Below are 25,593 nucleotides of genomic sequence, written 5' to 3' on the forward strand. Positions count from 1 at the left end.
TGCGACTGGTGGAACGAACCCTGCTTCTAGGGGCGACAGGCCCCCCTCGCCAAGCCGCTCATACCGGTTTCCCTCAGGCGCGAATATCACCGCACGTATGGTACAGGCCTCTCCGTCCGAACTGGCCCTTCCATCATGGGAACTCGAGCCCGGTGCGCCCATGAAAGTCCAAGGTGATACGCCATGGCCACAGGCGCGCGCCCTTGTGGTTAATTTTGGTTTATGCCCAACACCTTTGGTGGTAGATTTCTCACGATGAGAAAGCGCTCGCTGATCCAGGCCGTCGACCAGACGACCGATGACACCACCACGGAAACCGAAGTTTCCGAGGCGGTTACCCAGCCAATTTCGAACGAGACTGAAGAGGTCTACGAAGAAGAATGGTATGCGGAGCCGGAACCGGTGCGCAGTTTCTCATGGGTGGTCCCGGCGCTCGCCATCCTCGCGATCCTTGGCTGGACCGGTTTCTTCGGCTGGGCCCATCGGGCCGAACTCCTCGCCGCCCCTGCCCCGACCGCCTGGACCGGCCTCATCACGCAATGGGCGGTACCAGTGCTGCTTATCGTCTCGCTCTGGCTGCTTGCCATGCGCAATTCGACCCGTGAGGCGCGGCGTTTTTCCGAGGTTGCGCAGACGTTGTCGGCCCAGTCCGCCGAACTCGAAACGCGGCTCGTCACTGTCAATCGCGAGCTGAGCCTCGCGCGCGAATTCCTGGCGACGCAGACCAAGGAACTCGATTATCTCGGCCGCACCGCGACCGAGCGCCTTTCCGAACATGCCGAACGCCTGCAATCGCTTGTCGGCGAGAATGGCGAACAGGTCGAGTCGATCGCGCGTGTCAGCGTTACTGCGCTGGAAAACATGGATAAACTGCGCGACAACCTCCCGGTCATCGCCAATTCGGCCAAGGATGTTTCGAACCAGATCGGCGGCGCCGGGCGCGAAGCGCAAGGCCAGCTCGATGAACTGGTTCAGGGCTTCGAACGGCTCAACGAATTCGGTTCGGCGAGCGAACGGCAGGTCGGATCGCTGCGCAAGCGGATCGACGAGGCGCTCGACGCATTTTCCGCGCAGGCCGACCAACTCGGCACGATTACGACGCAACGCTTTGCCGAGCTGCGTGACAATAGCGAAAACTTCCGCGGCGAGCTCGACAGCCGCGAGGTCGACGCGCTGGCCTCGATCCGTGCGCGCTTCGAAGCCCTGCGCAACGAGATGGCCGAGGCCGATGCGATTACTGCCAGCGAACGTGAAGCGGCGATGGACAGCCTGCGCGACCGCCTCGACACCATGCGCCGGGAGACGGCCGAAGCCGCCACGGCAATCCGCGACGGCGAGGCGCATGCGCTGACCGCTTGGCGCAACCAGATCGAGGCTATGCAGGAACGGCTGCACGACGCGATCGGCGAAGTGACGCGGATCGACGATGCCGCACTCGACGCCGCCAATTCGCGGCTAACCGACCTGTTCGGCCAGGCCGAGACCGTCGACGCGCGCCTGATCGAGCGCAATCGCCTGTTTGCCGAAGAAACCGGCCGCCGTCAGTCCGACTTGTCGCAGGCTGAAGAAGCCGCGCATGCACAGCTTACCGAGCGCCTCGCCGTGCTCGACGAAGCGATTGCCGAACGCCGCGCGGCGCAGGCCGAACAGCTGGCGCTGATGGCCGCCGAAGGCGACGAGCTGGGCGAACGGATCGCCGCGCTCGGCCCGATGTTCCAGGCCATTTCGGCGCAGGGCCGCGAGGCACGCGTGGAGCTTACCGCGGGAATAGCGGCGCTGACCGCCAAGCTCGACGAAAGCCGCGGCGCGCTCGACGATACCGACGGAGCGGTCTCCGCTCTGACCGATGCCAGCGTGCGTCTGCTGGAACTCATCCAGGCGAGCGCCAAGCACAGCCGTGACGACTTGCCCGAGGCGATGGAAGCCAGCGAGGCGCGCCTCGCCGAGATCGAGCGCCGGGCGGAAGAGGTCAAGAACCTGCTCGACCAGGCCAAATCGGCGGGCGAAGCGCTCACCGCGAGCATGGACACCGCCGACCTGCGCAGCCGCGAGGCAATGGCCGGGGTCGACGACTTCCATACGCGCTTCGGCGACACCTCCGCCGCGCAGGTCGAGGGGATCGAGCGCCTACGCGGGAGTCTCGCCGAACTGGGCGAGGAAAGCGCGGCAATCTCGGCGCGTGCGCAGGGCGAATTGCGCGACGCGATCGGTGCGCTCGAAACAAGCGCGCGCGAAGCCCTCGCCGCAATCGAAACCGAACAGGCCGAACGGATCGCGCATATCGCCGGCAAAGTCGGCGAACAAAGCGCCCATGCCATCGACGAGGCGCTACGCGAGCACACCGTGGAAGCGATCAGCTCGCTCGATCTGGCTACCGAACGCTCGGCCGAGGCTGGCCGCGAAGTCATGCGTCAGCTGCGCGACCAGTTGGCCAAGGTCAACGAGCTGACCGGCAATCTCGAAAGCCGCATCACCCATGCGCGCGAGCGTGCGACCGAGGATGTCGACAATGACTTCTCGCGCCGGGTTGCGCTGATCAGCGAAAGCCTCAATTCAAATGCCATCGACATCGCCAAGGTGTTGTCGACCGAGGTCACCGATACCGCCTGGGCCAGCTATCTGCGCGGCGACCGCGGTATCTTTACCCGGCGCGCGGTGCGACTGCTGGACAATACCGAAGCGCGCGAGATCGCCGAACTATATGACAGCGACCACGATTTTCGCGAGCATGTCAGCCGCTACATTCATGATTTCGAGGCGATGCTGCGCACCATGTTGTCGACCCGCGATGGTAATGCGGTGAGTGTCACGCTGCTCAGCAGCGATATGGGCAAGCTCTACGTGGTGCTCGCACAGGCGCTCGAACGCCTGCGGCAGTAATCATTCGAAAGACGGGCCCCAAACGGCAAGGTCTTCGATGGTGATCCAGCCATTGATGTAATTCAGGACATAGGCCGCGGTCACCACGGCTGCGAGTATCGCGGCGCGCCCCAACAGCCGCCATCCGCGGAATTCGACCGGGGCGCTGTCGGCCTGACCCGGGATCTTCGCCACCCCCGCCTCGTCATGCGTGCGCACACCGAAAGGCAGCAGCACGAAGGCGCTGAAGACGAAGAACAGGAAATAGATCGCGACTATGCTGGTCCACTGCATCGACCGGGCTCCTACAGGTTGGGCACGATCACGCGGACCTGCGGGCGCTTGCCCGACCAGCGCTGCGCCGCGCGCCGTGCGGCCAGACGCGCCGCTTCGTGCACGCTGCCTTCATTGCGTCGGTCGGCGCCGCGCAGCTTGCCGATGGCCGCGCGGATATCGCTGACCGCCTCGGCGACGAAGCTCTCGTAATCCTCGTCGAGCGGCAGCCCCAGGCTGTCGATCCGCGGATTGAGATCGCCATCGAGCGCCACGATCACCACGCCTTCACGCATGATCCGGCGTCGCATGGCGATGGCCTCGCCATTGGCAGGTACGATGATGTCCCCGTCGAGGACGAGCCGCCCCGCCTTAACCTCGGCGATCTTGCCCGGCGCTCCGGGCGCGAGGCGGACAAGGTCGCCATTCTGCTGCACGACCTGCTCGGGAATGCCGCTGGCTTCACCGACGCGGCCCTGTTCCTGCATGTGGCGCATCTCGCCATGAACGGGGACGAGGATTTCGGGCCGCAGCCAGCCATAAAGCGCTTCGAGTTCGGGGCGCCCGGGATGGCCCGATACGTGGATCATGCTCTGCCGGTCGGTGACCATGGTGATACCGCGCGCCGCGAGCTTGTTCTGCACGATGCCGATGGACAATTCATTGCCCGGGATCTGCCGGCTCGAAAACAGCACGACATCGCCGCTGACCAATTCGATCGGGTGGTTTTCGTCCGCCACCCGGGCCAGTGCGGCGCGGGGTTCGCCCTGCCCGCCGGTAGCGAGGATGAGTATCTCGCCCCGCGGCAATCCCATGGCGGTATCCAAATCGACCGGTTCGGGAAAATCCTCGAGATAGCCATTGTCCTGCGCCACCTCGATGATGCGGTCGAGCGAACGCCCCGCTACGCAGACCTGGCGCCCGGTTTCACGCGCGACATCGCCCAGCGTCTGCAGCCGCGCGACATTGCTGGCGAAGGTCGTCACCAGCACGCGCTTGCCCGCATGCCGCTGGACTTCTTCGAGCAGTCCCTTGTGGACCGCGCCTTCGGATCCGCTGGGCGCGGCGTTAAAGACATTGGTGCTGTCGCACACCAGTGCCAGCACGCCTTCGTCCCCGATTTCGGTCAGCTCTTCCTCGGTCGTCGGTTCGCCGATGATCGGGTCTTCGTCGAGCTTCCAGTCGCCGGTGTGGAAGATGCGCCCGTGCGGCGTTTCGATCAGCAGTGCATTGCCCTCGGCGATCGAATGCGCGAGCGGTAGGTAGGTGATCTCGAACGGGCCGACTTCGAAGCTGCCGTGATCATCCGAAATCACATGCAGCTCGACCTGGTCGACCAGCCCCGCTTCGGACAGCTTGCGGCGGACCAGATCGGCAGTGAACGGCGTGGCATAGATCGGCACACCCAGATCGGCGGCGAAATAGGGTACTGCGCCGATATGATCCTCATGCGCATGCGTCAGCACGATCGCGTCGAGCTGCTTGCTGCGTTCCTCGATGAATTCGAGATCGGCGAAGACCAGATCGACGCCCGGGTACTGATCGCCCGAAAACGTCATGCCCAGATCGACCATCAACCAGCGGCCCTGGCAGCCATAGAGGTTGACGTTCATGCCAATTTCGCCCGAGCCGCCAAGCGCGAGGAACAGCAGTTCGTCTTCGGGAGTGAAATCCTTCTTCACGCTGCGCGCTCCGCAAGTATGGCGAGACCGTCGAGTGTGAGGTCGGAATCGACCGCATCGAACAGCTCGGTATGTTCGTCGAACAGGATCGCGAGGCCGCCGGTCGCAACCACTTTGACGGGCCGCCCGATTTCCTTCTTCATCCGCGCTATCAGGCCTTCGATCAGCCCAACATAGCCCCAGAACACGCCGATCAGCATCTGGTCCTCGGTGTTGCGTCCGATGACACTGTCGCTGGCCGGCTTCTCGATCGCGATACGCGGCAGCTTGGCGGTGTTGCCGACCAGCGCATCGAGCGACAGGTTGATGCCCGGTGCGATGATCCCGCCCTTGTAGGCGCCGGTGAAATCCACCGCATCGAAAGTCGTCGCGGTGCCGAAATCGATGACGATCAGATCGCCGTCATATTTCCGGTGCGCAGCGATCGTGTTGAGCGCGCGGTCGGCCCCCAGCGAGCTGGGCTGTTCGATATCGAGTTCGAAGCCCCAGTCGGCTGCCCCCTGCCCCGCGATCAGCGGCGTGATGCCGAGGTATTTTTCGGACAGCACAGTCAGGTTGTGGACCGCGCGCGGCACGACCGAACCGATGATGACCTGGTCGATATCGCCGCTGCTGAACCCCTGGAACTCGGCCAGCTGGAGCAGCCAGACCGCATATTCGTCGCCAGTCCGGCGCGGGTCCGAGGCGATCCGCCAACGGGCCTTGATCTCGCGTCCCTCGATCAGGGCGAAGACCACATTGGTATTTCCGACATCGGCGGCGAGCAGCATGGCTCAACTTTCCTCGTTCTGGAGCATTACGTCACCTGCATGGATGACACGGGTCGAACCATCCGCCAAGCGCAGCGACAGCGCTCCGTCGAGTGTGAGCCCGCCGAACGCGCCTTCGATCCGCTCTTCGCCCGGAGGCTGGACGATCAACGGCGTGCCGAGCGGGTGAGCAACGCTTTCCCAGCGCCGCGCAAGCGGTTCGAGGCCATAGGTCCGCCACCGGTCGAGTTCGCGCGCGAAGGCGGCCGCCAGGGAATGGGCGAACATGTCGCGATCGGGTGTGGGTCCGAAGTCGGCCAGCGCCGCGGTCTTGCGATCGGGCAGATCGGGCGCTGCCGCCAGGTTCACGCCCATACCGACGATAATTGCATCGCCTTCGCGCTCGAGCAGGATGCCCGACAATTTGGCACCGTCCAGCATCAGATCGTTGGGCCATTTGAGCCGCAGCTTTGCCGGTTCGGCAAGCAGCGCGGCCACCGCTTCATAAGCCGCCACGGCTGCAACCAGCGCAAGCGTTGCTGGGCTGGGATCGCGCGGTGAAACGCGCACCAGTGTCGAGCCCATGAAATTGCCCTTGCTGTCGAACCAATTGCGCGCCTGCCGTCCGCGTCCGGCAACCTGCCGGTCGGCAACCAGCCAATGGCTTTCCGGCAAGGCCTCACCAGCGCGCAGCTGCGCGGCTAGATCGGAATTGGTCGAACCGGTTTCGGCGACGAAACGGATCACGTAGCCGCGATGAACGAAGCGGCGGCCTGTGCTGTCCATTCACCCAGCGGGATGGTCAGCAGGTAGCCGAGCGGCGAGAGAATCGCGACGCACAGTCCCAGCACCAGCCAATGGCTCAGCGGGCTCTTGCTCTCGACCGCGCGCGTCGGCTCGTCGAAGAACATCACCTTGATGAACTTGAGGTAGTAGAACGCCCCGATCACGCTGGCAGCGATCCCGATCGCGGCCAGCGCGACAAGATCGGCCTGCACCGCGGCCTGGAAGACCACGAACTTGCCCCAGAAGCCGAACAACGGCGGGATACCGGCAAGGCTGAACATCAGCACGAGCAGCGACCAGGCCAGTGCCGGGCGCATGGTCGACAGACCGGCGATATCGGCGAAGGTCTCGAGGTTCTGGCCCTCGGGATCGCGCAGCATCAGCAGCGCGGTAAAGCTGCCGACGGTCATCGCGACATAAATCGCGAGATAGGTCAGCACGCTGGCCACACCCGCAGGGGTGGCTGCGGCCAGACCGATCAGGATGAAGCCGACATTGTTGATCGAGGAATAGGCGAGCAAACGCTTGAGGTTCTGCTGCCCGATCGCGCCAAGCGCGCCGACCACGACCGAGGCGAGCGCGGCGAAGATCACGATCTGGCGCCAACTGTCGACCTCGCCCGCAAACGGGTCCATCGCCATGCGCACCAGCATGCCCATCGCCGCGACCTTGGGGGCCGTGGCGAAGAAAGCGGTGACCGGCGTAGGCGCGCCTTCGTAAACGTCGGGCGTCCACATGTGGAACGGCACGGCACTGATCTTGAAGGCCAAACCGGCAAGCACGAAGACCACGCCGAACAGCGCGCCGGTCGAGAAATTGGCGTCGAACGCGGCGCGGATACCGTCGTAATTGGTCGAGCCGGTAAAACCGTAGACGAGGCTGATCCCGTACAGGATGATCCCCGACGCCAGCGCGCCGAGCACGAAATACTTGAGACCCGCTTCACTCGAGCGGCCGTCCTGGCGCAGGAAACTGGCCAGCACATAGCTCGACAGGCTCGACATCTCGAGACCGATATAGAGGGTCATCAGGTCGCTGGCAGACACCATCATGCCCATCCCGACCGCGTTGAAGATCATCAGCACGGGATATTCGGCGCGGTAACTGCCCGTCTGCGCGAAAAAGCGCGGAGTAACCACCAGCACCGCAGCCGAGGCGAGATAGATCAGCATCTTGGCAAAACTGCCGAAGGCATCGGCGCGGTAGAGATCGCCGAAGGCGCGGCCGGCGACTTCACCGGTGGCGCGATCGAACAGACTCATGCTGAACAGCGCTGCACCAACCAGCGCGGCAACCGTGACGATGGTCAGCAGGCGCGCGGACTTGGTTCCGGTCCAGGCGGCAATCAGCAGGATGACCAATCCGGTAAGCGACAGGCCGACTTCGGCGCCGGTGAGATAGAGCGAGGTGGCGTAGGACATCAGTGCGCTCCCTCCTCGCCATGGCTTTCGCCATGGGTCGCCGCGACATAATTGGCGTTATGCTCGCGCGGCGTACCGACGACGTTATCGGCGTCGAAATCGGGTGCTGCGCGCGCAACGCGCGCTTCGAGAGCGGCAATGTCCTGACGCATGGGGGCTAGGAAGCTTTCCGGATAGACGCCCATCCACAGCACTGCGGCTGCGATCGGCGCGAGCATGGCCCATTCGCGGGCGTTGAGGTCGGGCATGCGCGCGGCATCTTCATTGACCTGCAGTCCGAAGACGACGCGGCGGTAGAGATACAGCATGTAGGCGGCACCGAGGATGATCCCGGTGGTGCAGACCAGCGTGACCAGCGTGGAGACCTTGTAGAGACCCGCCAGCGCGAGGAATTCGCCCACGAAGTTGCTCGTCCCCGGCAGGCCGATCGAGGCCATGGTGAACAGCAGGAAGAACAGCGCATAGCGCGGCATGTTGATCGCCAGGCCGCCATAGCGCGCGATCTCGCGCGTGTGCAGCCGGTCGTAGATCACCCCGACGCACAGGAACAGCGCGCCCGAGACCAGCCCGTGGCCGAGCATAACCATTATCGCGCCCTCGATGCCCTGCGCATTGAAGGCGAAGATGCCCGCGGTCACGATCGCCATATGCGCGACCGAGGAATAGGCGATGAGCTTCTTCATGTCGCTCTGCACCAGTGCGACAAGCGAGGTGTAGATCACCGCGATCATCGAGAGCACGAAGACGAACCAGGTGAACTGCGCGCTCGCTTCGGGGAACATCGGCAGGCTGAAGCGGATGAAACCGTAGCCGCCCAGCTTGAGCAGCACGCCCGCAAGGATGACCGAGCCGGCGGTCGGCGCCTGCACGTGGGCATCGGGCAGCCAGGTGTGGACCGGCCACATCGGCATCTTCACTGCGAAACTGGCGAAGAAGGCGAGCCACAGCCAGGTCTGCGCTTGCGGAGCGAAATCGTAATTCAGCAGCGTCGGGATGTCGGTGGTGCCCGCCTCGTTCACCATCCACATCATCGCGATCAGCATCAGGACTGAGCCGAGCAGCGTGTAGAGGAAGAACTTATACGACGCGTAGATACGGTTATTGCCGCCCCATACCCCGATGATCAGATACATCGGGATCAGGCCGGCTTCGAAGAAGATGTAGAACAGGAACATGTCCTGCGATGCGAAGACGCCGATCATCAGCACTTCCATCAGCAGGAAGGCGCTCATGTATTCGCCGACGCGCTTGCTGATCGAATCCCAGCTGGCAAGGATGCAGATCGGCATCAGGAAAACGCTGAGCATGATCAGCATCAGCGCGATCCCGTCGATCCCCAGCGCATAGCTGAAACCCGCGAAGATCTCGGCGCGTTCGGTGAACTGCCATTGCGCCCCGCCGATATCGTAATTGAGCCACAACAGCACGCCAAGGGCGAGGTCGACCAGCGTAGCCACCAGCGCGACCATGCGCGCGGTGTGTGCCCCCAGGAACAGGCAGGCGATTGCGCCGGCCAGCGGCACGGCGAGCATCAGCGAAAGGATGGGAAACTCCATCAGAACAGCACCCAGGTGATCGCGGCGACGAGCCCGAGGAGCATCACCAGCGCATAGCTATAGAGGTATCCGGTCTGGAACCGGCGGGCGCCCACAGCGCCCTTTTCGACCACCCATGCGACGCCATTGGGGCCGAAGCGATCGATCGTGCCGACATCGCCGAGTTTCCAGAACTGACGGCCGAGCCAGAAGGCCGGCACCACGAAAAGGAAATGGTAGAGCTCGTCGAAATACCACTTGTTGTAGAGGAAGCGGTAAACCGGGCCGAGCTGTTTGGCCGTCTTGCCGGGAATGCTGGTGTCCTTGATATAGGCCAGCCAGGCAACGAACAGGCCGATCACCATCACGATGAAGGCGGCGTATTTCACGAGATAGGGCACACCGTGCATCGCGTGGATCAGCGGCTCGTTATAGAAGATCGCGCTGCCCCAGAATGCGGCATCGTCGAGGAATGTGGGCGCGAAAATCTGCCCTGCCAGCACCGCCCCGATCGACAACACGCCGAGCGGGATCAGCATCGTCAGCGGGCTTTCATGCGGGTGATAGCCACCGGTGGTGTCCTCGCCCGCTTCCGCCGGGGTTTTATGCACTCTGTGCTGGATATGCTCGCTCTCGATCCAGCGCGGCTTGCCCCAGAAGGTGAGGAACATCAGTCGCCAGCTGTAGAAGCTGGTCAGCAGCGCGGCAAAGGTGCCCATCCAGAAAGCGAAATTGCCCAGTTCGGTCCCGCGGCCATAGGCCACTTCGAGGATCGCATCCTTCGACCAGAAGCCGGCAAAGCCTGCGCCCAGATGATAGATGCCCACGCCGGTGATCGCCAGCGTACCCATCATCATCGCCCAGAAGGTCAGCGGGATGTGTTTCCGCAGCTGGCCGTAATAGCGCATGTCCTGTTCATGGTGCATTGCGTGAATGACCGAGCCCGCGCCCAGGAACAGCAGCGCCTTGAAGAAGGCGTGCGTAAACAGGTGGAACATTGCACCGCCATAGGCACCGACACCCGCGGCAAAGAACATGTAGCCGAGCTGCGAACAGGTTGAATAGGCGATCACGCGCTTGATGTCCCACTGCACCGTGCCGACGGTGGCGGCGAAGATGCAGGTGGCGGCGCCGACGAAGGTCACCATGGCCAGCGCAACCGGAGCGGTTTCGAACATGGGGCTCAGGCGGCAAACCATAAACACGCCAGCGGTCACCATGGTCGCGGCATGGATCAGTGCGGACACCGGCGTCGGGCCTTCCATCGCGTCGGGCAGCCAGGTGTGGAGTCCGAGCTGCGCCGATTTGCCCATCGCGCCGATGAACAGCAGGATGCACAGGACATCCATCGTCTGTACGCTGTAGCCGAGGAAGCCGATCGTTGCCCCGCTCATGCCGGGTGCAGCGGCGAGGATCTCGCTGATCGAAACGGTGTCGAACACCAGATAGGTGCCGAAGATACCGAGCATGAAGCCGAGATCGCCCACGCGGTTGACCACGAAAGCCTTGATCGCGGCAGCATTGGCGCTCGGCTTTTTAAACCAGAAGCCGATAAGCAGGTAGGATGCCAGCCCAACCCCTTCCCAACCGAAGAACATCTGGACGAGGTTATCGGCGGTCACCAGCATCAGCATGGCGAAAGTGAACAGGCTGAGATAGGCGAAGAACCGCGGCTGATCCGGGTCTTCGTCCATATAGCCCCAGCTATAGAGGTGGACGAGCGCGGAAACCGTGTTGATCACCACCAGCATGATGGCCGTGAGCGTATCGACGCGCAGCGCCCAGTCGAAGGCGAGCGTGCCCGACTGCACCCAGGTCAGCACCGGTACCACGGTCGGTTCGGCGGTGCCGTTGACGAAGCCGAGGAAGATCGGCCAGCTCAGCGCAGCGCTGATGAACAGCGCCCCGGTCGTGATCGACTTGGCGAATACGTTCGGCGCGGCCTTGTTGGTCAGGCCGGCGACGATCGCCGCGATCAGCGGCAGGAAGACGATGACGAGAATTTCCACCGTGGCTTACCCCTTCAGCCGGTCGACGTCGTCGACCGCGATCGTACCGCGGCCACGGAAATAGATGACGAGAATGGCAAGCCCGACCGCGGCCTCGCCCGCCGCAACGGTGAGCACGAACATCGCGAAGACCTGCCCGACCAGATCGCCCAGATACGCACTGAAGGCCACCAGCTGGATGTTCACGCTCAGCAGGATCAGCTCGATCGCCATCAGGATGACGATGATGTTCTTGCGGTTGAGGAAGATGCCCAGCACGCCGAGCACGAACAGGATCGCGCTGACGACGATGTAATGCTCGATGCCGATCACAGCTCGATCCCCTTGCCCACTTCGGGCTGCTTCATGACGGTCGCCTCATCGGGATTGCGGCGGACCTGCTTGGTGATGTTCTGGTGGCCGCGCGCGCCATCGGGACGCTGGCGGTGGGTCAGCACGATAGCGCCGACCATGGCGACGAGCAGGATGAGGCCCGCCGCTTCGAACAGGAACAGGTAATCGCGATACAGCACCGCACCGATGCTGGCGGTGTTCGAGGCACCGAGGACCGGCGCTGCCGCCCCGCTCGCCACGCCCAGTTCGATCCGGCCCGCCTGATAGGCGCCGATGCCGAAGATCAGCTCGGCCGCAAGCACCAGCGCGATCGCGATGCCGAGCGGGAAATTCTTGACGAAACCGGCGCGCAGTTCGGTGAAATCGATGTCGAGCATCATCACCACGAACAGGAACAGCACGGCGACGGCGCCGACATAGACGATTACCAGCAGCGCGGCGATGAACTCCGCACCGACGAGGACCATCAGGCCCGCGGCGTTGAAGAAGGCGAGGATCAGCCACAGCACCGAATGCACCGGGTTGCGCGCCATGATGACCATGACGGCGCTGGCGATGACGAGCGCGGCGAACAGATAGAAGGCGAGAGTCTGTATCACTTTTCCCTCAAACCTCTTTCGTCACCCCCGCGAAGGCGGGGGTCCAGATAACGTTGCTAGGCGCCACTGCCGCCTGATGGATCCCCGCCTGCGCGGGGACGACGGAGGTGGTGGTGAGTTGGTATGCCCCAGTCACGCGCGGCCCCTATCGGTACGGTGCATCGGCTTCAAGGTTCGCGGCGATGGCGCGCTCCCACTTGTCCCCGTTGGCGAGCAGTTTGGCCTTGTCGTAGAGCAGTTCCTCGCGCGTTTCGGTCGCATATTCGAAGTTCGGCCCCTCGACCACGGCATCCACCGGGCAGGCTTCCTGGCAGAAGCCGCAATAGATGCACTTGGTCATGTCGATGTCGTACCGCGTGGTGCGCCGGCTGCCGTCCTCGCGCGGTTCGCTCTCGATGGTGATCGCCTGCGCGGGGCATACGGCCTCGCACAGCTTGCAGGCGATGCAGCGCTCTTCACCATTGGGATAACGGCGCAGCGCATGCTCGCCGCGGAAACGGGGCGAGATCGGGTTCTTCTCGAACGGATAGTTGATCGTCACCTTGGGCTTGAAGAAGTACTTCAACGTGAGGGCATGCGCCTTCACGAACTCCCACAGGGTGAACGCCTTGATGGTTTGCGCGATACTCATCCGTAATGTCCCGTGGCCATCAGATAGCCCGAAATGACGACGACAAAGCCGAGGCTGATGGGAAGGAAGACCTTCCAGCCCAGGCGCATCAGCTGGTCGTAGCGATACCGCGGTACGGTCGCCATCACCCAGCTGAACATGAAGAAGAAGAAGAACGTCTTGAGCAGCAGCCAGACGATCCCGGGCACGTAATAGAGCGGCGCCCAATCGATCGGCGGCAGCCAGCCACCCCAGAACAGCAGCGCATTGAGAATGCACATCAGCAGGATGTTGGCATATTCGCCAAGCCAGAACAGCGCGAAGCTCATCGAGCTGTATTCGGTCTGGTACCCGGCGACGAGCTCGCTCTCCGCCTCGGTAAGGTCGAACGGCACGCGCTGCGTTTCAGCGAGCGAGCTGATGAAGAACATCACCCACATCGGGAACAGCAGCGGGTGGATGACATAGGCGTTGACCACGCCAAGGCCGAAGCCTTCCTGCGCGCGCACGATGTCATTGAGATTGAATGTGCCCGCGAACAGCACCACGCAGATCAGGATGAAGCCGATCGAGACTTCGTAACTGATCATCTGCGCGGCGGCGCGCATGGCCGAGAAGAACGGGTATTTCGAGTTACTTGCCCACCCGCTCATCACCACGCCGTAAACCGACAGCGAGCTGATCGCGAGGATGTAAAGCAGGCCGATATTGATGTCCGCCAGCACCGCAGTGGCGCTGAACGGCACCACAGCCCAAGCTGCGAGCGCCACGCTAAAAGTGACGATCGGCGCAAGGATGAAGATGCCCTTGTTCGCGGCCGAGGGAATAATGGTTTCCTGCAGGAACACCTTCAAACCGTCGGCAAAGCTCTGCAGCAGGCCGAAGGGGCCGACCACATTGGGACCACGGCGCAGATTGATTGCAGCCCATACCTTGCGGTCGACATAGATGATCATCGCGACGGCAAGCATCAGCGGCAGCGCGATCAGCAGGATGCCCGCGAAGGTCGCGGTGAACCACGCCCATTCGTAATTCATGCCGAGCGATTGGAAGAATTCGGTCATTCCGCGGCCTCCGCCAGCGCATCGCCGCCGAGCAGTTCGCTCGAGCATCGCTGCATCACCGCGCTGGCGCGGGCGATCGGATTGGTGAGGTAGAAGTCCTGGATCGGATAGGCGCTGATCGTGCCGTCCGCCTGCGCATCGGCATTCGCCTTGGGCAGATCGCCGTAGGCGGCCAGGCCTTCCTCGCCCAAGGCGGGGACTTCGCGGACCATCGCGGCCTGCAATTCGGCAAAGCTGTCGAAGCCGACCTCGACCTTCAGCGCATCGGCGAGCGCACGCAGGATCGTCCAGTCCTCGCGCGCATCACCCGGTGCGAAGACGGCCTTTTCGGCAAATTGCACGCGGCCTTCGGTGTTGACGTAAGTGCCATCTTTTTCGGCATAGCTGGCGCCGGGCAGGATGATATCCGCCGCATGCGCGCCCTTGTCGCCGTGGTGGCCGATATAGACCTTGAGGCTATCGGCGTAGGGTTCGAAATCCATCTCGTCCGCGCCGAGGCTGATGACGACCTTGGGCTTCGCCTGCGCGATATCCGCCATACCGCCCTTCTGCGCAAAACCGAGCATCAGTCCGCCCATGCGCGCGGCCGAGAAATGCAGCACGTTGAAACCGTTCCAGCCATCCTTCACGAGGCCGAACTGGTCGGCAAAGGCGAGGCCTGCGCCCAGTGCGCCCTGGGCCAGCGCCGCACCACCCATGATGATCGCGGGACGCTCGGCCTTGGCGAACACATCGGCAACTTCCTGCGGCAGATCGCCAAGGACCGACAGCTCGTCGCCGAGGAAATGCGCAGGGTAAGTCGTGTCCCAGAAGGACCCGACCACGAACACTTGCGCGCCGCGCTTGACTGCCTTGCGGATGCGCACGTTGACCAACGGCGCTTCCCAGCGGATGTGGCTGCCGACGATCAAGATCGCATCGGCGGTCTCGATCCCGGCGAAGGTCGAATTGAAATTAACCGCGGCCAGATTCGACACGTCGTAATCCATGCCGGTCTGGCGGCCCTCGGTCAGCGTCGAACCGCTGGCCTTGAGCAGCGCCTTCGCCGCGAACATGGTTTCGCAATCGACCATGTCACCCGCGATGGCGGCAATGCTGCTGCCGGGCTTGGCCTTGGCGATGGCCTTGAAGGCCTCGTCCCAGCTCGCTTGCTGCAGCTTGCCCCGCTTGCGCATGAAGACCTTGTCGAGACGGCGCTTCGACAGGCCATCGACCTGGTAACGTGCCTTGTCCGAGATCCATTCCTCGTTGACGTCGTCATTGATCCGCGGGAGCGCGCGCATGACCTCGCGGCCACGGCTGTCGAGCCGGATATTCGCGCCGACCGCGTCCGATACGTCGATGCTGAGCGTCTTCTTGAGCTCCCACGGACGCGCCTCGAAGGCATAGGGGCGGCTGGTAAGCGCGCCGACCGGGCACAGATCGATCACATTGGCGGACAGCTCATGCTCCGCCGCCTGCTCGAGATAGGTGGTGATCTGCATGTCCTCGCCGCGGCCAAGCGCGCCGATTTCGTCCACCCCGGCGATTTCTTCGGAGAAGCGCACGCAGCGGGTGCAATGGATACAGCGGGTCATGATCGTTTTGATCAGCGGGCCCATGTATTTCTCGGTCACCGCACGCTTGTTTTCGTCATAGCGCGTCGCGCCGCGACCATAAGCCACCGACTGGTCCTGCAGGTCGCATTCGCCGCCCTGGTCGCAGATCGGGCAGTCGAGCGGGTGGTTGATGAGCAGGAATTCCATCACGCCTTCGCGCGCGGTCTTGACCATTTCGCTGTCGGTGCGGATTTCCTGCCCGTCGGTGGCGGGCAGCGCGCAGCTCGCCTGCGGCTTGGGCGGTCCGGGCTTCACTTCGACGAGGCACATACGGCAATTGCCAGCAATCGACAGCCGCTCGTGATAGCAGAAACGCGGAATTTCCTTCCCCGCTAGCTCACAGGCCTGAAGGACGGTCGCGCCGTCGGGGACCTCGATTTCCTGTCCGTCTACGGTGACTTTGGGCATTATTCCGCTGCCTCGGCAAATTTGGCGTTGTGTTCTTCGATCCGGCGCTCGAGCTCGGGGCGGAAGTGGCGGATCAGGCCCTGGATCGGCCATGCCGCCGCATCACCCAGCGCGCAGATGGTATGACCTTCGACCTGCTTGGTGACCTGCTGCAGCATGTCGATTTCCTCGATCGCGGCATCGCCGGTGCGCAGGCGTTCCATCATGCGCCACATCCAGCCCGTGCCTTCGCGGCAGGGCGTGCACTGGCCGCAGCTCTCGTGCTTGTAGAAATAGCTCAACCGGCTGATCGCGCGGACGATGTCGGTCGACTTGTCCATCACGATGACGCCCGCCGTACCGAGGCCCGAACCGAGGTCCTTGAGCCCGTCGAAATCCATCGGTGCGTCCCAGATTTGCTCGGCCGGGACCAGCGGAACCGAGGACCCGCCGGGGATCACCGCGAGCAAATTGTCCTTGCCGCCAGTGATGCCGCCGCAATGCTTCTCGATCAGTTCGCTGAACGGAATGCTGAGCGCTTCCTCGACCACGCAGGGCTTGTTCACATGCCCGCTGATCTGGAACAGCTTGGTGCCCTTGTTGTTCTCGCGTCCGAAGGAGCTGAACCAGCTCGCGCCGCGCCGCAGGATGGTGGGCACTACCGCGATGCTTTCGACATTGTTGACCGTGGTCGGGCAGCCGTAGAGGCCCGCGCCCGCCGGGAATGGCGGCTTGAGGCGCGGCTGGCCCTTCTTGCCTTCGAGGCTTTCGATCATCGCGGTTTCTTCGCCGCAGATGTAAGCGCCCGCGCCGCGGTGCAGGAAGACGTCGAAGTCATAGCCCGACTTCGACGCATTCTTGCCGATCAGTCCTGCGGAATAGGCTTCGTCGATCGCCGCCTGCAGCGTTTCCGCTTCACGGATATATTCGCCGCGGATGTAGATATAGGCAGCGCGCGCGCGCATGGCGTAGCCCGCGACCAGCGCGCCTTCGATCAGCTTGTGCGGATCGTGACGGATGATCTCGCGGTCCTTGCAAGAACCGGGTTCGCTTTCATCGGCATTGATGACGAGGAAACTGGGACGACCGTCCTTGCTTTCCTTCGGCATGAACGACCATTTGAGGCCCGTGGGGAAGCCCGCCCCTCCCCGTCCGCGCAGGCCCGAAGCTTTCATCTCGTCGATGATATTGTCATGCCCGCGCGCGATCAGCGACTTGGTATCGTCCCAGTCGCCGCGCTGTTGCGCCGCCTTCAGCCCCCAGTCCTGGAAGCCGTAAAGGTTGGTGAAGATGCGGTCCTTATCGGCAAGCATCAGAATGCGCCCCCTTGCGAGAGGAAATAGATGGCCGCGACCGCGATAAGCGCGAGCGCGCCGAACTTCACGAGGCCGACGAGCAGCTTCCAAGCAATAAAGCCGACGACCAGCGCGATGAGAATGGTGGCGATGCTCATCACCACGCCTTCCGGTAATCGTGGTTGGCGTCGACCATCTCTTTCAAAGTGGTCGGACCGCCTTCCGGTTCGCTGGTCTGCTTGCCCTCGATCTGCGTGCCGGTCTTGGGTTGATTGCCTGCGGCCAGTTCGTCCAGGATTTCGTCGAGCCGTTCGGGCGTCAGGTCTTCGTAATTGTCGTCATTGATCTGGACCATCGGCGCGGTGGCGCAATTGCCCATGCATTCGACCTCGGTCAGCGTCCACAGACCGTCTTCGGAAACGTGGCCCTTTTCCATCCCGCGCTTCTTGCAGGTTTCGAACAGGCCGTCCGAACCACGCAGCATGCACGGCGTCGTACCGCACACCTGGACGTGGTACTTACCCACCGGCTTGAGGTTGTACATGAAGTAGAAAGTCGCAACCTCGAGCACGCGGATCACCGGCATGTCGAGATAGTCGGCGACATATTCGATCACCGGCAGCGGCAACCAGCCCTGCGTGGAGGTTTCTTCGCCGACCTGGCGCTGCGCAAGGTCGAGCAGCGGCATCACCGCCGAGCGCTGGCGCCCCTCGGGATAGCGCGCGATCGCGGTGTCGGCGCGCTCACGGTAGCTCTCGGTAAACTCGAAAGCGCCCCAGCGCTCGCGCAGTTCGGGGGTGTCGGGTGCGGGGGAACGGTCGGCCATTAGCGGTCACACTCCCCAAACACGACGTCGATGGCGCCGAGGATGGCGGTGGCATCAGGCAGCATGTGGCCCTTCGACATGAAATCCATTGCTTGCAAATGGCTGAAAGCGGTCGGACGGATCTTGCAGCGATAGGGTTTGTTCGAGCCGTCGCTGACGAGATAGACGCCGAATTCGCCCTTGGGGCTTTCGGTCGCCACGTAAACTTCGCCCGCGGGTACGTGGAAGCCCTCGGTGTAGAGCTTGAAGTGGTGGATCAGCGCTTCCATCGACTGCTTCATCTCGGCACGCTTGGGCGGTGCGACCTTGCGGTCGTCGCTGGCGATCGGACCACCCGGCATCTGCGCCAAGCACTGCTTGATGATCTTCGCGCTTTCGTAGACTTCCTTCACGCGCACCACGAAACGGTCGTAGCAATCCGAATTGGTGCCGACGGGGATGTCGAATTCCATCCGCTCGTAGACGTCATAGGGCTGCGATTTGCGCAGGTCCCACGGAATGCCCGCGGCGCGGATCATCGGGCCGGAGAAGCCCCACGCAACCGCGTCGTCCTTGCTGACCACTGCGATATCAACGTTGCGCTGCTTGAAGATGCGGTTGTCGAGCACGAGGCTCATCGCATCGCCGAACAGTTCGGGCAGGCGATTGTCGAGCCATTCTCCGATATCGACGAGCAGCTTTTCAGGCACGTCCTGATGGACCCCGCCGGGACGGAAATAGGCGCTGTGCATGCGCGCGCCCGAAGCCCGCTCGAAGAAGTTCATGCAGTCTTCGCGCAGTTCGAATACCCACAGGTTCGGCGTCATCGCGCCGACATCCATGACATGCGCGCCAATGTTGAGCATGTGGTTGGAAATGCGCGTCAGCTCGGCAAACAGCACGCGCAGATACTGGGCGCGCTCGGGCACGGCGATATTGAGCAGCTTCTCGATCGCGAGGACGTAGCTGTATTCCTGCGCCAGCGGGCTGCAATAGTCGAGCCGGTCGAAATAGGGCAGCGCCTGCAGATAGGTCTTGTGCTCGATCAACTTCTCGGTGCCGCGATGAAGCAGGCCGACATGCGGATCGATCCGTTCGATGATCTCGCCGTCGAGCTCCATCACCATCCGCAGCACGCCATGCGCTGCCGGGTGCTGGGGGCCGAAATTGATCGTGTAATTGGTGATCACTTCGTCGCCGGTGGTGGGCGATTCTTCAAGATGCATGGCGTGGCTCATGAGCAGATCCAATTGCCGCTGTAGCTCTGTGTCTGACCGGCGGCGTCGCGCACGGTGACGTTGGCCGGGCGGCGCTGCTGGTCGCCCGCTGCCGGAGCAACGGAGATGGTGAAGCCTTCGCCGGTGAAGGTGGTGCCGTCCCTGATCGCGTCGAGCCCGCCGACCGCGGCATCGACCGTGGTCAGGCTGTCACCCACGCGGACCACGGCCTTGCCGGGGATCGCGCCGTCATTCATCGCGCCGGCGATGATCATTTCGTCCTTGCCGACCATCAGCGTGCAGCCGCCATCGCGCGGGCCGAGATCGACACCGCCGATATCACCCAGCTTCCGCAGCTGCGTGAGGTCGGCTCCCGAAGGCGGCGCTGCAGTGGCGGTATTGGGCGCATCGGGATCACGCTGTGCGGGATCGAGCGCCTCGCCGTTCTGGCCGATGCGATTGGCGAAATCATCCGCGCTGTCCTGTTCGGCCGGTTCGGAGGAACAGGCTGCCAGGGCAAGCGGAAGGGCGAGGAGGAGGAGCTTGCTCATCACTCGGCATCCTTGCTCTTGGACGCGGGCTTGCGCTTGGCGCGGGGTTTGGTCTTCGGCTCGGTCGCGCTGGCGGTATCGGTGGTCTTGCCCTTGCGCTTGGCGCGTGCGGGCTGGTCCTCGGTCGGCTCGGGCGCAGGGGCCTCGTCGCCGCCGTCTTCCTCGGCCGGCGCGCCAGCGCTGACCTTGTCCGCGGCATGCTTGTCGGTCTTCTTGCCGGCACCGGTGTCCGAAGGCTTCTCGGTGGTCTTGGGATCGGCAACGGGCGGCGTCTCGGCCTTCTCGTCGCCCGGCAGGACATAGTCCGCGCCTTCCCACGGGCTCATGAAATCGAATTGCCGCAAGTCCTGCGCCAGCTCGACCGGCTCATAAACGACGCGCTTCTCGTCTTCGGAATAGCGCAGCTCGTGATAGCCGGTGAGCGGGAAGTCCTTGCGGAAAGGATGGCCTTCGAAACCGTAATCGGTGAGGATGCGGCGCAGGTCGGTATTGCCCGCGAACAGCACGCCGTACATGTCGAACACTTCGCGTTCGAGCCAGCCCGCATTGGGCCACAGCGTGGTGACCGTGGGCACGGGCGTGTCCTCGGCCGCCGAACACTTCACCATCACGCGGTTGTTGGCGGTCAGCGACAGCAGCATGTAAACCACTTCGAACCGCTCCACGCGGCTGGGATAGTCGACACCGGCGATTTCCATCAGCTGCTGGTATTTGTGATCGTCGCGCAGGATGCGCAGCACGTCTTCGATGCTGTCGCGCTTCACGCTGAGCAGCAGCTCGCCATGTTCTTCATGCGCTTCGAGCAGGTGACCGCCCAGCGCATTGACGAGCGTATCCTTCAGCCCGTCAAGCTGGGTGAACCGGGGCGCGGAATGCAAAACGGACATCGCCCCTACCTCTCGATCGTGCCAGCGCGGCGGATCTTCCGCTGCAGCTGCATCACGCCGTAAAGCAGCGCCTCGGCAGTTGGCGGGCACCCGGGCACATAGATATCGACCGGCACGATCCGGTCGCAGCCGCGCACGACGCTGTAGCTGTAATGGTAATAGCCGCCGCCATTGGCGCAGCTGCCCATCGAGATAACGTATTTCGGCTCCGACATCTGGTCGTAAACCTTGCGCAGCGCGGGCGCCATCTTGTTGCACAGCGTGCCGGCGACGATCATCACGTCGCTCTGGCGCGGCGAGGCGCGCGGGGCGACGCCGAAGCGCTCCATGTCATAGCGCGGCATATTGACGTGGATCATCTCGACCGCGCAGCAAGCGAGCCCGAAGGTCATCCACCATAGCGATCCCGTGCGCGCCCACTGGAACAGGTCCTCGGTGCTGGTGACGAGGAAGCCCTTGTCGTTCACCTCGGTCTGGAGCGCATTGAAATAGTCGGCATCGGGCCGGCGGACATCGCCGCCTTGCGCCGCAGGCAAAGCCTCGGGCGGGGTAATGATCGTCGAATTGCTCATGTCATTCCCATTCCAGCGCGCCGACTTTCCAGGCGTAGGCCAGTCCGACCGCAAGTTCGCCAAGGAATATCATCATCGTGATCCAGCCCGGCCAACCAGTCAGGTCGAGGCTGACTGCCCAGGGAAACAGGAAAGCCGCTTCGAGGTCGAAGATGATGAACAGGATGGCGATGAGGTAGAAGCGCACATCGAACTGGCTGCGCGGATCCTCGAACGCGGGGAAGCCGCATTCATATTCGCTGTTCTTTTCCGCATCGGGCTGGTGCGTCCCGGTCAGGCGCGAGACGCCCATCGGGAGGAACACGAAGAGCGCCGACAGGCCGACGGCGACAAACAGAAAGATCAGGATTGGCAGGTATTGTTCGAGGTCGACCACGAATGATTCCTAAGGCGTCAGGCTTGGTTCGCGCCCGCCTCTAGGCCGCTCGCCCAGATGGTGCAAGGGTGCAGAAATGCGAACAATTCGCAACAAAACCGCGTCATGCGGCGCACCCTTGCAGACACCCGCTATTTCATCATCGATTTGACCGCTTTTTCGGTTGCCGGGCCATAGGGCGGCTTGAATCCACCCAGTTTGGCTACGTCGATTTTGGGCTGTGTATAGAAGCTGCGCGCATGGCTGAATTCGCGGAAGCCCTCGACCCCGTGATAGCTGCCCATGCCGCTTGGTCCGACCCCGCCGAAGGGCAGGTCTTCCATCGATACGTGGAAGATCACATCGTTGACGGTCACGCCGCCGCTGATCGTCTTGGTCAGCACCTTTTCGCGCTCGTCCGAATCCTGCCCGAAATAATACAGACCGAGCGGGCGATCGTGCTCGTTCACGTAATCGATCGCCTCGTCGATATGGCCATAGGTCTTCACCGGCAGGACCGGACCGAAGATTTCCTCCTGCATCGCCTTCATGTCGTCGGTGACGTTCTTGAGGATCGTCAACGGCATCTTGCGCGCATTGGTGTTGGAGAAATCCTCGTTCCCAGGATTGACCTCGATCACCTCGGCACCCTTGTCGCGCGCATCGGCGACGAGGTCCTGCAGGCGGTCGAAATGACGATCGGTGACGACGCTGGCGTAATCCTCGTTATCGAGCAGCGTGGGATACATATTGGCCGTTCCCCGCCACACGCCGTGGATCGCCTCGTCCTGCTTGCTTTCGGGGACATACAGGTAGTCGGGCGCGAGGCAGATCTGGCCTGCATTGAGCATCTTGCCCAGCGCGACGCGCTCGCCCGCCTTGGCGAAATCGGCGCTCTCGCCGAGGAACACCGGGCTCTTGCCGCCCAGTTCGAGCGTGACCGGCACGAGGTTCTTCGACGCCGATTCCATCACCTTGCGACCGGTCGCGGTCGAGCCGGTGAAGATCAGGTGGTCGAACGGCAGTTCGCTGAACGCCGCCGCAACTTCGGGACCGCCGGTGAACACCGCGCATTCGTCGGGGGTGAAATATTCCCCAATCAGTTCCTTGGTCAGCAGGCTGGTCTTCTCGGTGAACTCGCTCGGCTTGATCATCGCGCGATTGCCCGCGGCGAAAATCTGCATCAGCGGGCCGAAGCTGAGATTGACGGGGAAGTTCCACGGGCTGAGGATGCCCACCACGCCCTTTGGTTCGTAGCGCACCTCGGCCTTGGCGCCGAGCAGGCCCAGCGGGAACTGCACGTGGCGTTTGTCGGCCCGCGACCACTTGTCCATGTGCTTGAGACAATATTTGCCGAAATTCACCGTGCCCGCGATATCGGTGATCATCGACTGATGCGGCGAGCGATTCCCGAAATCGGCGGCCATCACCTTGCACAGATCGTCGGCATGATCCGTGAGCAGCTTCATCGCGCGCTCGATCCGGTCCTTGCGCAGCGCCATCGGCTCGGGGCGCATCTGGTGGTGTGCGGCGCGCTGCTTGCGCAAAACGGCTTCCATTTCGCTTGTCCGGTCGTCCGCCATTGCTCTCTCCGTTTGATATTGCTGCAACGCAGCACTAGATTATGGGCCACACAATAGGTCGCCATTGGCAACCGATATTCCAGAACCGAAGGACATACACAAGCATGACCCAGTTCAGCGCATCCGATCCCGTCGTCATCCTGTCTTACGCCCGTACTCCGATGGGCGGCATGCAGGGCGCGCTCGCCGATGTTTCCGCCACCGATCTCGGGGCCACGGCAGTGAAGGCGGCGGTCGAACGTTCGGGGGTACCGGTGGACAGTTTCGACCGTACCTACATGGGCTGCGTCCTTCCCGCCGGGCTTGGCCAGGCCCCTGCCCGTCAGGCATCGATCAAGGCAGGCCTGCCCAAGTCGGTGCAGGCGACCACGGTTAACAAGGTCTGCGGCAGCGGCATGCAGACCGTCATCATGGGTGCCGAAGCGCTCGCCAGCGGGACGGTGGACTATGTCGTCGCGGGCGGGATGGAGAGCATGACCAATGCGCCCTACCTGCTCAAGAAGCACCGCAGCGGCGCGCGGCTCGGCCATGACACCGCCTATGACCACATGTTCCTCGACGGGCTGGAAGACGCTTATGAGGAAGGCCGTGCGATGGGCACCTTCGCCCAGTGCACCGCCGACGAATACCAGATCACCCGCGAAGAGATGGACGACTATTCCATCGAATCGCTGCGCCGCGCGAATGCCGCAATCGACAGCGGCGCTTTTGCCGACGAAGTCGTGCCGGTCACCTTCTCGACCCGCAAGGGCGAGGTCACGGTCGAGCATGACGAGCAACCCGGCAAGGGCCGCCCCGACAAGATTCCGCAGCTGCGCCCGGCCTTCGCCAAGGACGGCACGATTACCGCTGCGACCTCCTCCTCGATTTCCGATGGCGCCGCCGCTGTCGTGCTGGCGCGCGACAGTGTCGCCAAGGCCAACGGCCAGCAGCCGGTCGCAAAGATCGTCGCCATGGCCGCGCATGCCCAGGAACCCGCGCAGTTCACCGTCGCCCCCATCGGCGCGATCGAGAAGGTGCTCGAAAAGGCCGGCTGGACCGCCGATGAAGTCGAGCTGTGGGAAGTCAACGAAGCCTTCGCCTGCGTCGCCATGTTCGCCATGCGCGACATCGGCATCCCGCACGACCGGATCAACATCAATGGCGGCGGCACTGCGCTGGGCCACCCGATCGGTGCCAGCGGGACGCGTATCCTCGTCACGCTGCTCAATGCGCTCAAGCAGCAGGGCAAGACGCGCGGCATCGCCAGCCTGTGCATTGGCGGCGGTGAAGCCACCGCAGTCGCGGTCGAGCTCGTCTAGACGGGCACCGCTTTTCAGGGCACTTCCCCAGGCAGCGCGTTTTGGCGCGCCCGCAAATAAGGGGAAGTGTCCATGAAGAAATTTGCCATCATCGCGGCCTGCGCCGCGCTTGCCGCCTGCGGTTCGAACGAGGCCGAAGAGCCGATCGAACCGGTCGACACGGAAGAAACCACGCTCGACAGCACTGCCACCGGCGACATGACCGGGACCTATGAAGTCCAGCTGGCCGACGGCAGTGTCACCATCCAGACGATCAACGCCGACGGCACCTATGCCGAGGCCACGCCCGATGGTACCCGCACCGGCGGCGGCACCTGGCGTGCGGACGACGACGGCGCGATGTGCTTCGATCCCGAAGGCGATACCGCCGAGGAATGCTATACCGGTGGCGCGCCGGGCGAAGACGGGGCTTTCGAAATGCGCGAGGAAGACGGCACCGTCCAGTCGACCGTGCGCAAGGTAGAAGCGCAGGCCGAAGCCGCGATGGCCCCCGCCGAATAAACTATCGTTCTCAAATCGACAGGGCGGGCCCCGCGGGTCCGCCCTGATCGGTTAGGTCTGGCGGTTCACGGTTCGCCCGCACCCCACAGACGCGTCTCGGAGATCAGCCCGAAGCGTTCGCCCACGGCAAATTCGCACCAGCCTTCGTCGCAGTCGCCCAGTACACCGACCACGCCCGGCTCGACACGCCATTTGAGCTCGGCATCCTCGCTGTCGCTGGCACGCAGATCGGCCATTCCGTCGCCGATCACAATGGCACCGCGATCGGGGCTGAGCAGGCGCGCAACGACCCATCCGCGGGTGCCGTCCGGATCCTCGATCAGCCGCCAGCCTTCCATCAGCCGCACGACCTTCACCGGCAGGCCGGGCCGGCGGTAGACCCAGTCGATCTTGTAATCGGCGCTGGGGCCAACCCGCATGTTGAGCACGCTGGCGCGGATGGTCGCCCAATAGGGCGTTTCGCGCTCCTGCGCCCTCGCCGTCCCGGTGATTCCGGCGAGCAGCAGGAAGAGTATGAAAAGCCGTGTGAACATGCGCGCCTGAATCGGGGATCACGCGCAAACAGTCAACGCCGTTAACGGGGCAATTCCCGTCCGAATCCTTGACCGCTCCCCTCCGCGC

At 63.2% G+C, this 25,593-nt stretch carries 25 protein-coding genes; 3 read left to right on the top strand and 22 right to left on the bottom strand.

The genetic code is table 11. The features are described from left to right. The first annotated feature begins 255 nt into the window (after nucleotides 1–255). A complete protein-coding gene (locus N6L26_RS04825; protein WP_263606916.1) occupies nucleotides 256–2,880 on the top strand; it encodes an ATPase in 2,625 nt (874 codons plus the stop codon). On the opposite strand, the gene N6L26_RS04830 is transcribed toward N6L26_RS04825, so the two are convergent. From N6L26_RS04830 to N6L26_RS04930, 21 genes are all read right to left on the bottom strand, one after another. Continuing rightward, on the bottom strand, nucleotides 2,881–3,153 hold the full coding sequence (locus N6L26_RS04830; protein ID WP_263606917.1) for a DUF1467 family protein: 273 nt from the start codon (nucleotides 3,151–3,153) through the stop codon (nucleotides 2,881–2,883). A gap of 11 nt (nucleotides 3,154–3,164) precedes the next feature. Continuing rightward, nucleotides 3,165–4,814, bottom strand: coding sequence for a ribonuclease J (locus tag N6L26_RS04835; RefSeq protein ID WP_263606918.1), 1,650 nt, complete (start codon nucleotides 4,812–4,814; stop codon nucleotides 3,165–3,167). Continuing rightward, nucleotides 4,811–5,584, bottom strand: coding sequence for a type III pantothenate kinase (locus tag N6L26_RS04840; RefSeq protein ID WP_263606919.1), 774 nt, complete (start codon nucleotides 5,582–5,584; stop codon nucleotides 4,811–4,813). The genes N6L26_RS04835 and N6L26_RS04840 overlap by 4 nt, the downstream gene beginning before the upstream one ends. A gap of 3 nt (nucleotides 5,585–5,587) precedes the next feature. Beyond that, nucleotides 5,588–6,310, bottom strand: coding sequence for a biotin--[acetyl-CoA-carboxylase] ligase (locus N6L26_RS04845; protein WP_263606920.1), 723 nt, complete (start codon nucleotides 6,308–6,310; stop codon nucleotides 5,588–5,590). Next, nucleotides 6,307–7,770, bottom strand: a complete 1,464-nt coding sequence (gene nuoN, locus N6L26_RS04850; RefSeq protein WP_263606921.1) for an NADH-quinone oxidoreductase subunit NuoN — start codon at nucleotides 7,768–7,770, stop codon at nucleotides 6,307–6,309. Before nuoN ends, N6L26_RS04845 begins: the two co-directional genes overlap by 4 nt. Next, entirely contained in the window at nucleotides 7,770–9,326 is a 1,557-nt protein-coding gene (locus N6L26_RS04855) for an NADH-quinone oxidoreductase subunit M (RefSeq protein WP_263606922.1), read from the bottom strand. The genes nuoN and N6L26_RS04855 overlap by 1 nt, the downstream gene beginning before the upstream one ends. After that, nucleotides 9,326–11,314, bottom strand: coding sequence for an NADH-quinone oxidoreductase subunit L (gene nuoL, locus N6L26_RS04860; protein ID WP_263606923.1), 1,989 nt, complete (start codon nucleotides 11,312–11,314; stop codon nucleotides 9,326–9,328). The genes N6L26_RS04855 and nuoL overlap by 1 nt, the downstream gene beginning before the upstream one ends. Nucleotides 11,315–11,320: 6 nt before the next feature. Next, on the bottom strand, nucleotides 11,321–11,626 hold the full coding sequence (gene nuoK, locus N6L26_RS04865; protein ID WP_253515517.1) for an NADH-quinone oxidoreductase subunit NuoK: 306 nt from the start codon (nucleotides 11,624–11,626) through the stop codon (nucleotides 11,321–11,323). Beyond that, nucleotides 11,623–12,246 carry an NADH-quinone oxidoreductase subunit J gene (locus N6L26_RS04870; RefSeq protein WP_263606924.1) on the bottom strand — a complete coding sequence of 208 codons (624 nt, stop codon included), beginning with the start codon at nucleotides 12,244–12,246 and terminating at the stop codon, nucleotides 11,623–11,625. The genes nuoK and N6L26_RS04870 overlap by 4 nt, the downstream gene beginning before the upstream one ends. A gap of 145 nt (nucleotides 12,247–12,391) precedes the next feature. Further along, nucleotides 12,392–12,877 (bottom strand): NADH-quinone oxidoreductase subunit NuoI, encoded by a 486-nt coding sequence (gene nuoI / locus N6L26_RS04875; RefSeq protein ID WP_050601230.1) that lies wholly within the window; start codon nucleotides 12,875–12,877, stop codon nucleotides 12,392–12,394. After that, nucleotides 12,874–13,920 carry an NADH-quinone oxidoreductase subunit NuoH gene (gene nuoH / locus N6L26_RS04880; protein ID WP_263606926.1) on the bottom strand — a complete coding sequence of 349 codons (1,047 nt, stop codon included), beginning with the start codon at nucleotides 13,918–13,920 and terminating at the stop codon, nucleotides 12,874–12,876. Before nuoH ends, nuoI begins: the two co-directional genes overlap by 4 nt. After that, nucleotides 13,917–15,926, bottom strand: a complete 2,010-nt coding sequence (gene nuoG / locus N6L26_RS04885) for an NADH-quinone oxidoreductase subunit NuoG (protein ID WP_263606927.1) — start codon at nucleotides 15,924–15,926, stop codon at nucleotides 13,917–13,919. Before nuoG ends, nuoH begins: the two co-directional genes overlap by 4 nt. Beyond that, complete coding sequence (nuoF, locus tag N6L26_RS04890) at nucleotides 15,926–17,218, bottom strand: NADH-quinone oxidoreductase subunit NuoF (RefSeq protein ID WP_263606928.1); 1,293 nt, start codon at nucleotides 17,216–17,218, stop codon at nucleotides 15,926–15,928. Before nuoF ends, nuoG begins: the two co-directional genes overlap by 1 nt. Further along, a complete protein-coding gene (locus tag N6L26_RS04895; protein WP_263606929.1) occupies nucleotides 17,218–17,358 on the bottom strand; it encodes a hypothetical protein in 141 nt (46 codons plus the stop codon). The genes nuoF and N6L26_RS04895 overlap by 1 nt, the downstream gene beginning before the upstream one ends. Continuing rightward, on the bottom strand, nucleotides 17,358–18,026 hold the full coding sequence (gene nuoE, locus N6L26_RS04900) for an NADH-quinone oxidoreductase subunit NuoE (RefSeq protein WP_263606930.1): 669 nt from the start codon (nucleotides 18,024–18,026) through the stop codon (nucleotides 17,358–17,360). The genes N6L26_RS04895 and nuoE overlap by 1 nt, the downstream gene beginning before the upstream one ends. Next, nucleotides 18,026–19,231, bottom strand: a complete 1,206-nt coding sequence (locus tag N6L26_RS04905) for an NADH-quinone oxidoreductase subunit D (RefSeq protein ID WP_412071342.1) — start codon at nucleotides 19,229–19,231, stop codon at nucleotides 18,026–18,028. Before N6L26_RS04905 ends, nuoE begins: the two co-directional genes overlap by 1 nt. Before the next feature lie 8 nt (nucleotides 19,232–19,239). Then, nucleotides 19,240–19,773, bottom strand: a complete 534-nt coding sequence (locus N6L26_RS04910; protein ID WP_263606931.1) for a hypothetical protein — start codon at nucleotides 19,771–19,773, stop codon at nucleotides 19,240–19,242. Beyond that, complete coding sequence (locus N6L26_RS04915; protein WP_263606932.1) at nucleotides 19,773–20,660, bottom strand: NADH-quinone oxidoreductase subunit C; 888 nt, start codon at nucleotides 20,658–20,660, stop codon at nucleotides 19,773–19,775. Before N6L26_RS04915 ends, N6L26_RS04910 begins: the two co-directional genes overlap by 1 nt. Before the next feature lie 5 nt (nucleotides 20,661–20,665). Then, a complete protein-coding gene (locus N6L26_RS04920) occupies nucleotides 20,666–21,232 on the bottom strand; it encodes a NuoB/complex I 20 kDa subunit family protein (protein WP_263606933.1) in 567 nt (188 codons plus the stop codon). Between the two features lies 1 nt (nucleotide 21,233). Beyond that, on the bottom strand, nucleotides 21,234–21,608 hold the full coding sequence (locus N6L26_RS04925) for an NADH-quinone oxidoreductase subunit A (RefSeq protein ID WP_263606934.1): 375 nt from the start codon (nucleotides 21,606–21,608) through the stop codon (nucleotides 21,234–21,236). A 131-nt stretch (nucleotides 21,609–21,739) separates the two neighbouring features. Beyond that, nucleotides 21,740–23,170 (bottom strand): coniferyl aldehyde dehydrogenase, encoded by a 1,431-nt coding sequence (locus tag N6L26_RS04930; protein ID WP_263606935.1) that lies wholly within the window; start codon nucleotides 23,168–23,170, stop codon nucleotides 21,740–21,742. 104 nt (nucleotides 23,171–23,274) lie between these two features. Here N6L26_RS04930 and N6L26_RS04935 point away from each other — a divergent pair, with 104 nt between their 5' ends. After that, the gene (locus tag N6L26_RS04935; protein WP_263606936.1) at nucleotides 23,275–24,471 is read left to right on the top strand and encodes a thiolase family protein; all 1,197 of its coding nucleotides are present in this window, start codon (nucleotides 23,275–23,277) and stop codon (nucleotides 24,469–24,471) included. Between the two features lie 72 nt (nucleotides 24,472–24,543). Further along, complete coding sequence (locus tag N6L26_RS04940) at nucleotides 24,544–24,972, top strand: hypothetical protein (protein ID WP_263606937.1); 429 nt, start codon at nucleotides 24,544–24,546, stop codon at nucleotides 24,970–24,972. Nucleotides 24,973–25,037: 65 nt separating this feature from the next. On the opposite strand, the gene N6L26_RS04945 is transcribed toward N6L26_RS04940, so the two are convergent. Continuing rightward, nucleotides 25,038–25,505: an SH3 domain-containing protein gene (locus N6L26_RS04945; protein ID WP_263606938.1), complete on the bottom strand. Its 468-nt coding sequence runs from the start codon at nucleotides 25,503–25,505 to the stop codon at nucleotides 25,038–25,040. Nucleotides 25,506–25,593 lie beyond the last annotated feature (88 nt).

This window comes from Qipengyuania sp. SS22 (assembly GCF_025736935.1).
Classification (GTDB): Bacteria; Pseudomonadota; Alphaproteobacteria; order Sphingomonadales; family Sphingomonadaceae; genus Qipengyuania.

What these genes read in the sequence shown, in the direction of transcription:
- N6L26_RS04825 (WP_263606916.1), top strand. Translation starts at nt 256, where the DNA reads ATGAGAAAGCGCTCGCTGATCCAGGCCGTCGACCAGACGACCGATGAC.
- N6L26_RS04830 (WP_263606917.1), bottom strand. Translation starts at nt 3,153, where the DNA reads ATGCAGTGGACCAGCATAGTCGCGATCTATTTCCTGTTCTTCGTCTTC.
- N6L26_RS04840 (WP_263606919.1), bottom strand. Translation starts at nt 5,584, where the DNA reads ATGCTGCTCGCCGCCGATGTCGGAAATACCAATGTGGTCTTCGCCCTG.
- nuoN (WP_263606921.1), bottom strand. Translation starts at nt 7,770, where the DNA reads ATGTCCTACGCCACCTCGCTCTATCTCACCGGCGCCGAAGTCGGCCTG.
- N6L26_RS04855 (WP_263606922.1), bottom strand. Translation starts at nt 9,326, where the DNA reads ATGGAGTTTCCCATCCTTTCGCTGATGCTCGCCGTGCCGCTGGCCGGC.
- nuoI (WP_050601230.1), bottom strand. Translation starts at nt 12,877, where the DNA reads ATGAGTATCGCGCAAACCATCAAGGCGTTCACCCTGTGGGAGTTCGTG.
- nuoH (WP_263606926.1), bottom strand. Translation starts at nt 13,920, where the DNA reads ATGACCGAATTCTTCCAATCGCTCGGCATGAATTACGAATGGGCGTGG.
- nuoG (WP_263606927.1), bottom strand. Translation starts at nt 15,926, where the DNA reads ATGCCCAAAGTCACCGTAGACGGACAGGAAATCGAGGTCCCCGACGGC.
- nuoF (WP_263606928.1), bottom strand. Translation starts at nt 17,218, where the DNA reads ATGCTTGCCGATAAGGACCGCATCTTCACCAACCTTTACGGCTTCCAG.
- N6L26_RS04895 (WP_263606929.1), bottom strand. Translation starts at nt 17,358, where the DNA reads ATGAGCATCGCCACCATTCTCATCGCGCTGGTCGTCGGCTTTATTGCT.
- nuoE (WP_263606930.1), bottom strand. Translation starts at nt 18,026, where the DNA reads ATGGCCGACCGTTCCCCCGCACCCGACACCCCCGAACTGCGCGAGCGC.
- N6L26_RS04905 (WP_412071342.1), bottom strand. Translation starts at nt 19,231, where the DNA reads ATGCATCTTGAAGAATCGCCCACCACCGGCGACGAAGTGATCACCAAT.
- N6L26_RS04910 (WP_263606931.1), bottom strand. Translation starts at nt 19,773, where the DNA reads ATGAGCAAGCTCCTCCTCCTCGCCCTTCCGCTTGCCCTGGCAGCCTGT.
- N6L26_RS04915 (WP_263606932.1), bottom strand. Translation starts at nt 20,660, where the DNA reads ATGTCCGTTTTGCATTCCGCGCCCCGGTTCACCCAGCTTGACGGGCTG.
- N6L26_RS04920 (WP_263606933.1), bottom strand. Translation starts at nt 21,232, where the DNA reads ATGAGCAATTCGACGATCATTACCCCGCCCGAGGCTTTGCCTGCGGCG.
- N6L26_RS04930 (WP_263606935.1), bottom strand. Translation starts at nt 23,170, where the DNA reads ATGGCGGACGACCGGACAAGCGAAATGGAAGCCGTTTTGCGCAAGCAG.
- N6L26_RS04935 (WP_263606936.1), top strand. Translation starts at nt 23,275, where the DNA reads ATGACCCAGTTCAGCGCATCCGATCCCGTCGTCATCCTGTCTTACGCC.
- N6L26_RS04940 (WP_263606937.1), top strand. Translation starts at nt 24,544, where the DNA reads ATGAAGAAATTTGCCATCATCGCGGCCTGCGCCGCGCTTGCCGCCTGC.
- N6L26_RS04945 (WP_263606938.1), bottom strand. Translation starts at nt 25,505, where the DNA reads ATGTTCACACGGCTTTTCATACTCTTCCTGCTGCTCGCCGGAATCACC.